The 13,764-nt window shown below is 57.7% G+C and carries 12 protein-coding genes and 1 tRNA gene; 5 read left to right on the forward strand and 8 right to left on the reverse strand.

The window, feature by feature from the left end:
* Positions 1–77: 77 nt before the first annotated feature.
* The 6 genes from AB4Z23_RS11615 to AB4Z23_RS11640 form a co-directional block, all read right to left on the reverse strand.
* Positions 78–1,205 carry a hypothetical protein gene (locus tag AB4Z23_RS11615; protein ID WP_421476601.1) on the reverse strand — a complete coding sequence of 376 codons (1,128 nt, stop codon included), beginning with the start codon at positions 1,203–1,205 and terminating at the stop codon, positions 78–80.
* A gap of 206 nt (positions 1,206–1,411) precedes the next feature.
* Entirely contained in the window at positions 1,412–5,230 is a 3,819-nt protein-coding gene (locus tag AB4Z23_RS11620) for a vitamin B12-dependent ribonucleotide reductase (protein WP_441360137.1), read from the reverse strand.
* Between the two features lie 382 nt (positions 5,231–5,612).
* Entirely contained in the window at positions 5,613–5,885 is a 273-nt protein-coding gene (locus AB4Z23_RS11625; RefSeq protein ID WP_153793569.1) for a hypothetical protein, read from the reverse strand.
* A 22-nt stretch (positions 5,886–5,907) separates the two neighbouring features.
* Positions 5,908–6,405, reverse strand: coding sequence for a xanthine phosphoribosyltransferase (gene gpt, locus AB4Z23_RS11630; RefSeq protein WP_003515641.1), 498 nt, complete (start codon positions 6,403–6,405; stop codon positions 5,908–5,910).
* A 113-nt stretch (positions 6,406–6,518) separates the two neighbouring features.
* Positions 6,519–7,364 (reverse strand): universal stress protein, encoded by an 846-nt coding sequence (locus AB4Z23_RS11635; protein ID WP_441360138.1) that lies wholly within the window; start codon positions 7,362–7,364, stop codon positions 6,519–6,521.
* 87 nt (positions 7,365–7,451) lie between these two features.
* Entirely contained in the window at positions 7,452–8,243 is a 792-nt protein-coding gene (locus AB4Z23_RS11640) for a competence/damage-inducible protein A (protein WP_013636292.1), read from the reverse strand.
* A 277-nt stretch (positions 8,244–8,520) separates the two neighbouring features.
* Between AB4Z23_RS11640 and wrbA the strand changes: the two genes are divergently transcribed.
* Positions 8,521–9,120: an NAD(P)H:quinone oxidoreductase type IV gene (gene wrbA, locus AB4Z23_RS11645; protein ID WP_019566148.1), complete on the forward strand. Its 600-nt coding sequence runs from the start codon at positions 8,521–8,523 to the stop codon at positions 9,118–9,120.
* A 509-nt stretch (positions 9,121–9,629) separates the two neighbouring features.
* Here wrbA and AB4Z23_RS11650 read toward each other — a convergent pair.
* Positions 9,630–9,875 (reverse strand): DUF982 domain-containing protein, encoded by a 246-nt coding sequence (locus tag AB4Z23_RS11650; RefSeq protein WP_421476605.1) that lies wholly within the window; start codon positions 9,873–9,875, stop codon positions 9,630–9,632.
* Between the two features lie 83 nt (positions 9,876–9,958).
* The gene (locus AB4Z23_RS11655) at positions 9,959–10,240 is read right to left on the reverse strand and encodes a hypothetical protein (RefSeq protein WP_003515633.1); all 282 of its coding nucleotides are present in this window, start codon (positions 10,238–10,240) and stop codon (positions 9,959–9,961) included.
* Between the two features lie 698 nt (positions 10,241–10,938).
* Here AB4Z23_RS11655 and AB4Z23_RS11660 point away from each other — a divergent pair.
* The 4 genes from AB4Z23_RS11660 to popZ all read left to right on the forward strand — a co-directional run bounded on the left by AB4Z23_RS11660 (position 10,939) and on the right by popZ (position 13,637).
* The gene (locus AB4Z23_RS11660) at positions 10,939–11,091 is read left to right on the forward strand and encodes a DUF3309 family protein (RefSeq protein WP_003515628.1); all 153 of its coding nucleotides are present in this window, start codon (positions 10,939–10,941) and stop codon (positions 11,089–11,091) included.
* Positions 11,092–11,331: 240 nt separating this feature from the next.
* Positions 11,332–11,405, forward strand: a tRNA-Cys gene (locus AB4Z23_RS11665).
* A gap of 245 nt (positions 11,406–11,650) precedes the next feature.
* On the forward strand, positions 11,651–12,322 hold the full coding sequence (locus AB4Z23_RS11670; protein WP_003515626.1) for a protein-L-isoaspartate O-methyltransferase family protein: 672 nt from the start codon (positions 11,651–11,653) through the stop codon (positions 12,320–12,322).
* A 355-nt stretch (positions 12,323–12,677) separates the two neighbouring features.
* Positions 12,678–13,637 carry a cell division protein PopZ gene (gene popZ / locus AB4Z23_RS11675; protein ID WP_441360139.1) on the forward strand — a complete coding sequence of 320 codons (960 nt, stop codon included), beginning with the start codon at positions 12,678–12,680 and terminating at the stop codon, positions 13,635–13,637.
* The last annotated feature ends 127 nt before the right edge of the window (positions 13,638–13,764 follow it).

Below are 13,764 nucleotides of genomic sequence, written 5' to 3' on the forward strand. Positions count from 1 at the left end.
AACGGAACCTTGCTCCCAATCGCTTAGGGTGCCGGCAATCAAACTGTGAGTACTGATCACTATAGGGTCGTATAAAATCAGCGCTGGCTGCTCGACATACGCGCCTCGACTATGTCGTCATCGGTCAGAACGATCATCTCGCTGTTAAACCCTGAAATCTTTGCGAGATGATGAAATAGCTCTATTACGCGCTGATATTGTTTAACGACGAGATCCAACACATCTTCGCCCGTTTCGGTCTGAAACGGGCGTCTATAGCGATATAACTGACCTGCGGGCGATAGCGAGATCGCGATACCCGAATGCTCTGCGAAACGACTGCCATAGGGACGTCTGTGGGTGAAGGTGTTTCTCAGGTCAGTTAGTTCCCACATCCAACCACCAGTTTCCCATTGCCCCTTCTGTTTGGATTCCTTGATGAGACCGCTCGCGACCAAGTAAGCAAGGAGAGGATCCGCATCTAGGTGGCGTGACCTGAGTTTCTTGCACAGCAATTTATACGAATCCAATTTGGCAGGATCTTCCCCGATCCTCAATGCTATAAATGATGCAAGGTAATCCCGAGCAGCTCCGGCATGCATGAAAAAGGAGTGAACGTGTGTGTTCAGCACCTGATCTAGTGTCACGGAAACGCGCTCTCCATTCAATTGGTCCGTCGCCATTAAATCTACTAGCTGTTCATAGTAGAAAGCGGAGATATGCTCGACGCTAATATCCATCCCTCGAAGACTGAGAGCAATGAATTGCGCTAACTTCTCGTCCGGCTGCTGATCGTCTATGATTGCTGCGATATCTGCGTGACTGGGTGTGGAAAGTGAATTCAGTCGGTGTCCGCATCGTTCATCGCCAATTCTGCTGGATATGTTCCTCCATAGGTCTGCTGCACCCAACATGTGATTGGACTGCCCAGGAATGATGGGAACCCAGTTGCTGTAGTAGGATCCATTGCTCCATCCTGAGTGCTGAAAGGCGATAGGAGTGATGCCCAACGAGCGCGCGATATTCCAAATCTCTTCTCTTGAGAAGGGTCCGAACGTGGCTAGCTGCCCTCGAATTAGAACAGGTTCAAATGCCCAGCGATCATCTTGGATGCGTGCGGCACGGATACCTCCCGAAAAATGGAGATAGAAGCTTTCCCCATCATTTAAACGTGGGATCCATCGCAGTGGCTGCCCGTCGAAGCGAAGACTTTTTTGTTCCTTCACCTTCGCTCCCTCATGCTTCCAAGTATTTGCTGTGCGACATCCGTTTTCACTGTTTGTTCTGGTAGGTTTATTCCGGGCACAGGAACGTGCCCGGAATAGGAGTTATATTGCGTTAGTTAGTCTTAGCTTCCGAAGTGGCCAGTTAGAGGTTCTTGTCCGGTATCAGCCTCGGTTTCTCAACCCTCTTGTTACCTGCTTAAATATTATCAAGAGCAACCGCTCGTCGCACCGCAAGTATCGCACTTCTCGCAGGTGCCGTTGCGCACCATCGTGAAGTTCTGGCATTCCGAGCACATGTTGCCGGTATAGCCTTGCGCGATCGAGCGCATGCGGCGTTCGTTTTCCTTCTTCTTGGCTTCCGCCTTGGCCGATGCCGCGTCGGCGGCGGCCTTGTCGGAGAAGAGGGCGGTGGCGGTCTGCTTGGCTTCCTGAACCACGTCGTCGATTACCTCTTCGGCAATCTCTTCCGCCAGTTCCTTGGCGCGTTCTTCATAATCGCGCTTGAAGGAGACGATTTCCGAGGTGGAGATCGCGACTGTCGGTTCCAGCTTGCGGGCGGCTGAGCCTGCAAAGGAAGTGACGTTGGCCGAGGCGCGGGCGGGGGCTGCCGTTGCCGAGCCCTTGGGTTCGGAAGCAGCACGTTCGCCTTCGTTGTTGGAAACCAGCGTCGGCTTGTAACCGCGTGTCCAGCCGGTGGAGAGCAGATTGGTCTTGCCTTCCTGTATACCCTTGCCGAGTGCGGTATTGGAGAAGTCAGAGGTATCGACATGAGCGAGGTCGTGGCGGCCGAGATAGGATACGGCGAGTTCGCGGAACACGTAGTCGAGGATCGACGTGGCGTTCTTGATCGCGTCGTTGCCCTGCACCATGCCGGCCGGTTCGAACTTGGTGAAGGTGAAGGCCTCCACATATTCTTCCAGCGGCACGCCATATTGCAGGCCAAGCGAAATGGCGATGGCGAAGTTGTTCATCATCGCACGGAAGGCAGCGCCTTCCTTGTGCATGTCGATGAAGATTTCGCCGATGCGGCCGTCACCGAATTCGCCGGTGCGCAGATAGACCTTGTGACCGCCGACCGTTGCCTTCTGGGTGTAACCCTGACGGCGGTTCGGCAGCTTTTCACGCTCGCGCGATACCCGCTCGATGACGCGCTCGACGATCTTTTCGGTGATCGTCACGGCCTGCTGGGCGAGCGGCTGCTGGATCAGTTCTTCAACGAAGTCTTCGTCGTCCTCATCTTCCACCAGCGAAGCGTTGAGCGGCTGGGAAAGCTTGGAGCCATCGCGGTAAAGGGCGTTGGCCTTGAGCGCCAGCTTCCAGGACAGCATGTAGGCTGCGCCGCAATCTTCCACGGTTGCATCATTCGGCATGTTGATCGTCTTGGAGATCGCACCCGAAATGAACGGCTGTGCTGCCGCCATCATGCGGATATGCGATTCGACCGAGAGATAACGCTTGCCGATCTTGCCGCAGGGGTTGGCGCAATCGAATACGGCCAAGTGCTCGTTCTTGAGGAACGGTGCGCCTTCCAGTGTCATCGCACCGCAGACGTGCACGTTGGCCGCTTCGATGTCCTTTTTGCTGAAGCCAAGGTGCTCCAGCAGGTTGAAGCTCATGTCGGACAACTGCTCGTCGGAAACCTTGAGCGTGCCCTTGAGGAAATCGGCGCCCAGCGTCCACTGGTTGAAGACGAACTTGATGTCGAAGGCGCTTTTCAGCGCGCCGTTKACGGCTTCGATCTTCTCATCGGTGAAGCCCTTGGCCTTCAGCGWCGAGGGATTGATGGCAGGTGCCTGGTTGAGATTGCCGTGRCCAACGGCATAGGCTTCGATTTCGGCGATCTGGCTTTCCGAATAACCGAGCGAACGCAGGGATTCCGGCACGGCGCGGTTGATGATCTTGAAGTAGCCGCCGCCGGCGAGCTTCTTGAATTTCACCAGCGCGAAGTCCGGCTCGATGCCGGTCGTGTCGCAATCCATCACGAGACCGATCGTACCTGTCGGCGCGATAACGGTGGTCTGGGCGTTGCGGTAGCCGTGCTTTTCGCCAAGCTCCAGCGCCTTGTCCCAAGCGGCTGTAGCGTGGGCGACAAGGTCCTGATCCGTGCAATCGGAATGGATGAGGGCAACCGGGTTCACCGACAGGCCTTCATAACCGTAGGAAAGGCCATGGGCGGCGCGGCGGTGGTTGCGGATGACGCGCAGCATGTTGTCGCGGTTCGGCGCAAAGCCCGGGAAGGGGCCAAGCTCGCCGGCCATTTCAGCCGAGGTGGCATAGGAAACACCGGTCATGATGGCGGTCAGCGCACCGGCAATGGCGCGGCCTTCGTCGCTGTCATAGGGAATGCCCGAGGACATCAGCAGGCCGCCGATATTGGCGTAACCGAGGCCGAGCGTGCGGTATTCGTAGGAGCGTTCGGCAATCTGGCGCGAWGGGAACTGCGCCATCATGACCGAGACTTCGAGAACGACGGTCCACAGGCGAACCGCATGTTCGTAATCGGCGATGTCGATGCGCTTCGTTGCCTGATCCTTGAACTGAAGCAGGTTCAGCGAAGCAAGGTTGCAGGCCGTGTCGTCGAGGAACATATATTCCGAGCACGGGTTGGAAGCACGGATCGGGCCTTCGGCCGGCGAGGTGTGCCAGTCGTTCATGGTGGTGTTGAAGTGCAGGCCGGGGTCGGCCGATGCCCAGGCGGCGTGGGAGATCTTTTCCCAKAGGTCRCGGGCYTTCAGCGTCTTCATGACCTTGCCGTCCTTGCGGGCGGTCAGGTTCCAGTCACCGTCGTTTTCAACAGCGCGCAGGAAGTCATCCTTCAGCGATACGGAGTTGTTGGAATTCTGGCCTGAAACCGTGAGGTAGGCTTCGGARTCCCAATCCGTGTCGTAGGTCTTGAACTGGATGTCCTTGTAACCCTGCTGCGCGAACTGGATGACGCGCTTGACGTAGTTTTCCGGCACCATGTCCTTCTTGGCAGCGCGGATTTCGCGCTTCAGGGCAGGGTTCTTGGCCGGGTCGAAGCAATCGCCGTTATCTGCCTCGCAATTGACGCAGGCCTTCATGATTGCCTTGAGRTGCTTGGCAACGATCTTGGAACCGGTGACGAGAGCGGCAACCTTCTGCTCCTCGTTCACCTTCCAGTCGATATAGGCTTCAATATCGGGATGGTCGGCATCAACGACGACCATCTTGGCCGCACGGCGSGTGGTGCCGCCGGACTTGATTGCGCCGGCTGCCCGGTCGCCGATCTTGAGGAAGCTCATCAGGCCGGAGGACTTGCCGCCGCCGGAAAGCTTTTCGCCTTCGCCGCGCAGGTAGGAGAAGTTGGAGCCGGTGCCGGAACCGTATTTGAACAGGCGTGCTTCACGCACCCACAGGTCCATGATGCCGCCTTCGTTGACCAGATCGTCTTCGACAGACTGGATGAAGCAGGCATGCGGCTGCGGATGTTCGTAAGAGGACTTGGACTTGGTCAGCTTGCCGGTGAAGGGGTCGACGTAGAAGTGGCCCTGGCCCGGGCCGTCGATGCCATAGGCCCAGTGCAGGCCGGTGTTGAACCACTGCGGGCTGTTGGGGGCTACACGCTGGGTCGCCAGCATATAGGCAAGCTCGTCGCGGAAGGCGAGTGCGTCTTCCTCGGTGGAGAAATATTTGCCCTTCCAGCCCCAGTAGGTCCAAGTGCCGGCAAGGCGGTCGAAAACCTGACGCGCATCGGTTTCGGAGCCATAACGCTCACCCTCGGGGAGGTCCTTCATGGCCTTCTCATCGGCAACCGAACGCCACAGGAAGGAAGGAACATCGTTTTCCTCAACCTTCTTAAGCACCTTCGGCACGCCGGCCTTGCGGAAGTATTTCTGCGCCAGAACGTCGGTCGCGACCTGGCTGAACTGCGCGGGAACGTCGATATCCGCCAGACGGAACACGATGGAACCGTCCGGGTTCTTGATTTCACTGACGGCCTTGCGGAATTCGATTTCCGCATAAGACGATTGGCCGGGCTTCGTGAAGCGGCGTTCGATGCGCATGGTTTCGTGTCCTCGTCCATTGGGCGCCCGGCAAAGGGCGCAAAAATTCGTTCCAGCCGTGCGAACTATGCGCGCAGCCGGTTGTTGCCGATCTGTAAGGGATGTTCATCCTTGGATGTGATCCCTGTATCTCGTGGCTTATTCGGCTGCAAGAGTCATGTGAATACTAAATATAGTATCAACAGCTTCCTGCCGCCAGTCCCCGCGTCATGTTTTTGGCGGTATCCGCAAGGCACGCAAAATCCACCGGCGAACCGCCCCCTGATGGTCGGGACGCCCCTTCTGGACTTGCGAACTGAGATTGAAAGGAACCGGCCTCGTTACTTTCCGGTCCGTTGCCGCCGCAACATAACTGTCACTTTCCTCCTGCGGCATAGATTCGTCAAGCCATAGATTGAAACCGTTTTTTAACCACAAGATATTGTGTGCAGCGCCTGTGGAAAACGGGGATAGCAAAAGCGTTCAAAAAAATCAGTGACTTGGCGCGAGACTTTGAAGCTTGCGCGAGGCTGGTTTCCGCAGCGGAAAGCGAAAACCCCGCATTTCCGGGGTGCGGCATAAAGGCGACACTGCGGTTTTTCCGTGTTTTTTTGCCGTTACCAAAAAAGCATTTCCACACAAAAAAACCGCCCCGAAGGGACGGCTTTTCAGGCATGGTTTTGGGTTGCGACAGGCGATCAGCCGCGCGATCCCTTGGCGATCGGTTCCTGATAGGTGAAGCCCATGTCCCAGGGAAAATAAATCCAGGTGTCCTGGCTGACCTCGGTGACGAAGGTGTCAATGGTCGGCACGCCCTTCGGCTTGGCGTAAACGCAGGCAAAATGCGCCTTCGGCAACATTTCGCGCACTTCCAGTGCGGTCTTGCCGGTGTCGGTCAGATCGTCAACGACGAGCACGCCTTCGCCGCCGTCGGACATCAGCTCCGGCGCCACGCCCTTCAGGAGAACCGTGTCGCCCTGGTTGACGTAATCGTGGCGGGTGGCGATGCAGACCGTATCGATCAGGCGGATGTTCAGCTCGCGGGAAATGATCGCTGCCGGCACGAGACCGCCGCGGGTGATACAGACGATCGCCCGGAACTCCCGGCCAAGGCCGGCAAGACGCCACGCAAGCGCGCGGGCGTCGCGGTGAAACTGATCCCAGGTTACGGGAAAGGCTTTATCGGGAAGGGACATGTCGTCTACCATCTGGTCAAAATTGTCGATGGCTTTGGCTAATAGCCGCAAGACCTGCAAAAAGGCAAGCATTGCGCGCAGGCTCTTGCGGCTTCATCCACGGCTACCGGTGTTTAACGCGACAAAAGCGTCATCGCCGTCATGGAATCGAGCAGCGTGCGCGTCACGCCGCCGAACAGCAATTCCCACCAGCGGGAATGGCCGTAGGCGCCCATGACCAGAAGGTCGATGCTGTGGTCTGACAGCCGGTTTTCGATAGCCGCCTGCGGCGAGATGCCGGCGATTTTTTCCTGCGAGGTTACCGTGACGTTGACGCCGTGGCGGGCGAGTGTTGCGGCCAGTTCGGTTCCGGCAAGTCCAGACGATTGCGTTTCGCTCTCGGCCTGATCGACGGAGAAGATCTCGACGCTCTCGGCTGCAATCAGGAAGGGCAGGGCATCGAAGGTGGCGCGTGTTGCCTCGCGGGAGCCGTTCCAGGCGATCAGTACACGCTTGACCGGTTTGGCAACCGTCAGCACATGCGGAACGAGAAGAACAGGGCGGCCGCTTTCATGGAGAAAGCCGTCTATATCCGAGCGGCTGTCGGAGAGTGCGGAGGAGTTGCTCTGGCGGGCGACGATGAGATCGGMGCAGCGCGCGCTATCGATTGCCGATGACGAGGCGTAACCCACYGAGGTTACAAAGCTGCGCCACTCATGCGAGATGCCATTGGCAGACAGCGTGTGTTCGAAGAGGTTTCCAACATCCGTGGTTTCCTTGTGCGCCACGTCCTGAAGCACCTGAACGGTAGCGGGGTCGGGAATTTCCATCGGCGCGACGAGCGGAACGGCGGCCAGCGTTTCCATGTGCAGGCCAATCACATGCGAGGAAAACTGGTTGGCAAGACTTACCACGAAATCGCCGAGCTTTTGCGTGTTCTCCACATTGTCGATCACTGCCAGTATCGTTTTGTAACCCATTTTTTAGCTCCTCGGTGACGCGTCGTTTTTGGGAGAGTGGCTGCCTTTGCCGGGTGCCACCTTGATTTTGGTCAATCCGCTTCCGTCTCAGGCGGTTGCATCGCCCTTGCTGGCCGACAGTGTTTTTTCCTGACCAATGGTTTCGATCATCGTCGCCACTGCATCCGCCGCCGCTTTCAGGACGGTGGCATCACGGGCGCGCACGACGATCTCCGTCGAAAAGCGTTGTCCGTCATATTTCGGGTAGGAGCCGATGCTGGTTTCCGGGTGCGCTTTCTGGATTGCGGTCAGCGGCGTGCCGATGTCACCTTCGCCATAGGGAGAGCGCACCGACTGCGACATGACTTTCGCGCCGGTGCGCAGCGTTGGCATGACATTGTCCAGCATGGCCTGAAACACCTGCGGAACGCCGGCCATGACGTGGACGTTGCCGATGACGAAGCCGGGGGCGACCGAGACGGGATTGGCGATGTGGCTTGCCCCCCTTGGCATGCGTGCCATGCGCTTGCGCGCTTCGGTGAATTCCATCTCGCGCACACGGTACATGTCACCCAATATCCGCAAAGCCTCGGCATCGTGCTCGCAGGGCAGGCCGAAAGCCACGGATACCGCATCAGCGGTGATGTCGTCATGGGTCGGGCCGATGCCGCCGGAGGTGAAGACATAATCATAGCGGGCGCGCAGCGCATTCAGCGCTTCGACGATTGCATGCTCCTCGTCGGCGACGATGCGCACTTCCTTCAGATCTATTCCGGACATGGTGAGCACATCCGCGAGGTGCCCGATATTCTTGTCCTTGGTGCGTCCCGACAGCAATTCGTCGCCGATGGCGAGCATGGCGGCGGTCACGACAGATGGGGTGGGTGAGGGATTGGACATGGGGGTACTCGTCAGCTGTTTTGTCCGACGTTAGTCCGCCGCCCGGTGAATGCAAAGCGGTTTTGAAAAAATGTCTATCTGTGAAAGGTTGACGTTCCGGCGTTTCGTTCACTGATTGCGAACAGTGCGTATGCGGATGCACCGCTGGTGTGGGACCGGCCTCTGGGCTACCTTTGCATCACATGCTTGTAACGGGTCACCACTAATGATCATCGCGTTCTTAAAAAGGCTTCTGGCTGGTACGCCTGAGACGATTAACCCTAAGGATACAAAGAAAATGACAAAAGTTCTGGTGCTTTATTATTCATCTTACGGCCATATCGAGACGATGGCATATGCCGTTGCCGAAGGCGTGAAGTCTGCCGGTGCGGAAGTTGTCGTCAAGCGCGTTCCGGAACTGGTTCCTGAGGAAGTCGCCAAATCCTCACACTTCAAGCTCGATCAGGCTGCCCCCATCGCGACTGTTGACGAACTGGCAGAATACGATGCCATCATCGTCGGCGCCGGCACCCGCTTCGGCACGGTTGCCTCACAGATGCGCAATTTCTGGGACCAGACCGGCGGTCTGTGGTTCGGCGGCAAGCTTGTCGGCAAGGTCGGCTCTGCCTTCACCTCGTCGGCCACGCAGCACGGCGGTCAGGAATCGACCATCCTTGGTTTCCTCCCCACCTTCCTGCACCACGGCATGGCCGTTGTCGGTCTGCCCTATGCTTTCCAGGGCCAGATGGGCGTCGATGAAATCAAGGGCGGCTCGCCTTATGGCGCCTCCACCATCACCGATGGCGACGGCTCGCGTCAGCCTTCCGCTATCGAACTGGAAGCCGCACGCTACCAAGGCGCACATGTCGCCAAGCTGGCCGCCAAGCTTTCCGCTTGAGCCTGCATTGCTGGAAAAAGAAATGCGGCCCGAAAGGCCGCATTTTCTTACCCCGGCATCTAACGTCGCCGGTACCGCAGGGAATAATTTTTAAGGCGGGTCAGATCGGCAGGTTAACCATGAAAAGGCAGCTTGCAATCACGACGCCGAGCATGGAAATTTCGAGAAAACCATTCAATCCGTCACGCATTTCAATCCTCCTTGTTGATCGAAGAGAGAACGGAAAAGATTTATCGCGGTTCCATAACAGCAGAATGAAATTTAGGAAATTTTAATGCCCTGCCGCTCCGCCACAATACGGAGTAGACATCGGTGCTTCAGCCGGTAACGACGAAGGCGACCACGAGGTGGCCGAGAAGGCCGATGGCGAGGCAGGAGAGGAGAAATATGAACAGGGCTTTTTTCATGTTTCCAGAAGCTTCCATCTGATTTAACCCTTTAAACCTGTTGTCCTGACTTGTTTCGCCTCAGGACGCCATTTTAATTCTCGACCATGGGTCTTGATGCCGTCAGGCCTTGATGTCGAGACCAGCCTCGATTGCGGCAGCGATGAAGGCCTTGCGCGCATCTTCCGGCTTTTTCCTGCCAGCATCGACGGCGGCGCAGACCAGCAACGCCGCGTCCAACGCATCGCCATCCTCCATCGGCCAATCCTCGATCATGGCCCAGGACGCCGCCTGCGTGGTCTCGATGCTCGTATAGTCGCCCGGCGTTTCGAACGCGATCAGGACGGGTTTTTGCCAGCGCGTGTTCATCGCTCATCCGTRTTGGTTRTCGTGCCCGGCTCTAAACCAAGCGGGCAGGATGCGCAATTGGTTTCGGTTGGCTCGCGGTGCGGTCAGTCGTCGCGTCCGAACAGCCAATCGCGAATGATGCGGCGGTCTATGAGTTCGAGCGAGCGATCGGGCGCAATGCGATAGGTTTCCACCGCCCTCGTGCTGCCGTCGATGCGGAACTCGTGGCTGAAGGTACTGCCGATCGGCGATTTCGTCAGCTTGGTGCGCGGCTGGCCCTTATAGGTGATGCTGCCGGGGATCGGTTCGACATAAGCGGCCGGGCCTGAGGTCGTGCAGCCCGCAAGCGTAAGCGCGATTGCGGCCAATGATACGAGCGTTTTCATCCTGTCCTCCGAAGTGCGTCTGCGAAAACGATATGGAGGCGCAACGGTTCCCCGCGAGTGATAAAGGGCAGAGCTATTCGCACCTGCTACTTGCGTCTCGGATTTTGAGTGTCGCGCGCGACCCAGCGGAAGAAAGCGTAGACGAACAGGCCGAAGATGAAAAGTGGGATGAGGTTCGCAAAACCGGACATATGATTCTCATTTCTCCCTCCCGATCCGGGGTCTAACCGGAGACAAAGAGGCAAGGCAAGCGTGGCGTGCAGCGCCGCAGGTAAAATGTCCGTGTGCCTGTTTGGGGAACGGTTTGCGTGCGGCGGGAAGATCGCCGGAGAAGAAGGAAACAGGTGAGACCTGGCGCACTGCCAGTGATACCAGGTCTCCCAGTCCCCCGCCAGTTTCAGGGAACGGGTGACTTGATTTAGTATGACGAACGGTACGCGATATACATAGACCGAGAAATTACCTCGAATAAATCGCTACCTTGGTCGATGACCAAGGGGCCGGAGCGTGGTGCGTAGCCAATYGCWGMCGCCATGCGCGCGCACGACCCGCCGCGTTGTCCGCAAATGCCGTTTAACCCGTTGAATCGGCTGGAGATGCATTCTCGGCCCACGCCATAAGCGGATGAAGTAAACGGAACTTTTTGCGTGTTTGATCATTAAATACAGCGCATACCTATTATTCATGGAGGGCTAAACATGATCGGCACCATTCTCGTTATTCTCATCATTCTTTTCCTGATCGGTGCTTTGCCAAGCTGGGGTTACCACAATTACGGTTATGGTCCCTCGGGTGGCCTCGGACTGGTCCTGGTCATCGTCCTCGTTCTTGTTCTGCTGGGTCGCATCTGATCGATCCGCATTGAAGATGCAGCAACTGCCCGCACCCGCGCAAATCGCCGGCTGCGGGCATTGTTTCTTCTGGAATATGAGTGAGATACAAAAAATGACGGAATCCGAAGGGCTTAGGACGTGGACGATTGGCCTTTGTTCATAGGATCGGAAAAAACAGCACATTCGGAACGAACCCTCTTGCGCGCATAATGGATTCGTTCTAAATGCCCGCCATCGCTCGAATTCATGAGCGTGTGAGGCCTCGTGGCGGAGTGGTGACGCAGAGGACTGCAAATCCTTGTACCCCGGTTCAATTCCGGGCGAGGCCTCCAAAAATTTCACCGAATAGAACCTGTTTTTTTGAACCTTTGGCYCACCTTGCGGTCATCGGCTGCCCTTGCTGTTCTAAAAAATCCCGGCCATTTCGCTTTTTCCAGCACTTAGGGCTCACCGCGCTTGAAAGCGCAGGCTTGGGCAATTATGAGATTGTTTAAAGGCGAGGGGAGACCCGTGCCGTTTTGAGCTTTTGGGGCCGAGGCTTCCCGACCGGCATCCGCGAAATTGAGGCGATAACGATATGATGGATTTCGAAACCGCACGCGCCAAYATGGTCGACAGCCAGTTGCGCACGACCGACGTGACGTCGCATTCTGTGCTGAAGGCGTTTTTGAGCGTGCCGCGCGAAGCTTTCGTGCCGGCGGGTGTGCGGCAGATTGCCTATGTGGACGAGGATCTGCAGATCTGTCCCGCCCGGGATGGTCGCCCGGCCCGTTACGTCATGAAGGCCTCGCCGCTGGCGAAGCTTTTGCAGCTTGCGGCGGTGACCAAGGAAGACGTGGTGCTGGAAGTCGGYGGCGGCGCCGGTTATACCGCGGCCATCCTGTCCCAGCTCGCCGGTTCGGTGGTTTCGCTCGAATGCGACGAAACGCTGGCGGCTGAGGCGACGGAGACGCTGGCCTCGCTCGGATATGACAATGTTGCTGTTGTCACCGGCGATCTCGAAAAGGGTTATGCGGGCGAAGCACCCTATGACCTGATTTTCATCAACGGCTCTGTAGAGGAAGTGCCGGCGGCACTGACCGACCAGCTGCGCGATGGCGGACGTCTGGTYGTCGTTGTCGGATACGGTAACGCTGCCAAGGCAACCGTTTACCGTCGCGATGGCAACAGCACCTCGGCTGCAACCTCTTTCAACGCGTCGATCAAGCCTCTGCCCGGTTTTGCCAAGGCGGCCGAATTCGTTTTCTGATCTTTAAAAGCGATCATTGTTTTGGACGCCGGGGTGGACTTTCCGCCCCGGCTTTTATTTTTGCGGGTGCCGCACCGGCAGACCCGCTTCGCCCACCCAATTGCCCCAAAAGMCCATYCTCACAAAGCTGTGCATCACGGCGAAACTTGTCGAATCAGTGATTTAGTTCCTGACTATGCTGCCCTAGACTAAGGGTGATTCGGGGTGTGCGTATTTCTACCCCTTTTCAGGCCATCGGCCCGAAAACCGGAAGCGATTTTCGACAGGAACGGTGTGCAGATTTAAAATTTTGGAGCGTCCTTTGGGCGTCCGTATGGACGCAAGGCGGTCTAGAGAGTGGAAACCGGGGATTGATATGGCTCAGCCAAGCGTAGCGCGTGAACCGTCCATGGAAGAGATCTTGGCGTCCATACGCCGGATCATCGAAAGCAACGAGACCGGGCCTACCGGYGCGTTTTCCGGGCAGTTGCCGCCTGTCTATGACGACGAAGACGATGGCGCAGGCGAAGCGTCCTTCGTGACGGAGGCCATCAGCCCGCCGGCGCGCGTTCCCCCCGCCGCAAACCAGGCATTTGGCGCAAGGCCGGTGCAGGATTTTTCCGCGGCCTCCGAAAAACAGACACCAGAACAGCAGGAAATCTCGGCCGAGAAAAGCATGTCGCTTGCCGATGTCGCCGCCCGCGTTCGCGCTGCCGCCGACCGCAACGCTGCCATGGGGCCGCAGGCATTTGCCGCCCAGGCGCAGCGTGAGCCCGCGCAGGCAGYCCCGGCCGCTCATTCCTCCAGCGTACCGCAGCCTTCGGCTGCGCAACAGGTTGAACGCCCTGCGCCGCAGCGCCCGACGGATGTGCGGCCGCTGCTGGCGGCCGCTGCCGCGAGCACCAGTGAACAGCCGGCAGCTTTTGCCGCCGAGGATCGTGCTGCTGCTGCCGCTGTCGAGAGCGCAGCTTTCGAGAACCGCTTCGACCAGCTGACGCTGCGTGGCGCCATCGAAACGCCTGTAGCCCAGGATCATTTCGAGATTTCGGTGCAGGAACCTGCTGTCGAGATGCCGTCATTCGATCTGGCCGAGCCCAAGGAAGAGGGCGGTTTGTCGCTCAACCTCATTTCCGAGGCTGCCGGTGCGCAGATCGCCCGTTCCTTCAGCGAACTTGCGGAAATTTTCGATGGCGTCGAACGACGCTCAATCGAGGATATGGCCGCCGAAATGCTGCGTCCGATGCTGCAGGACTGGCTGGAAGACAATCTGCCGACCCTGGTKGARCGTCTCGTGCGTGAGGAAATCGAACGTGTGGCGCGCGGCTCGCGCCGCTAGGCTCTGTTCGTCCGCATCTTGTAACATGCGCAAGATAATGAAACAGAGGCCGCTCCGGCACCGGGGCGGCTTTTTTGTTGAAGATGAAGGCGCTATGGGGTCATAGTCGCTGACGGGTCGGTTTCTG

The organism is Agrobacterium sp. MCAB5 (assembly GCF_052114365.1).
In the GTDB taxonomy this organism is placed as follows: Bacteria; Pseudomonadota; Alphaproteobacteria; order Rhizobiales; family Rhizobiaceae; genus Agrobacterium; species Agrobacterium tumefaciens.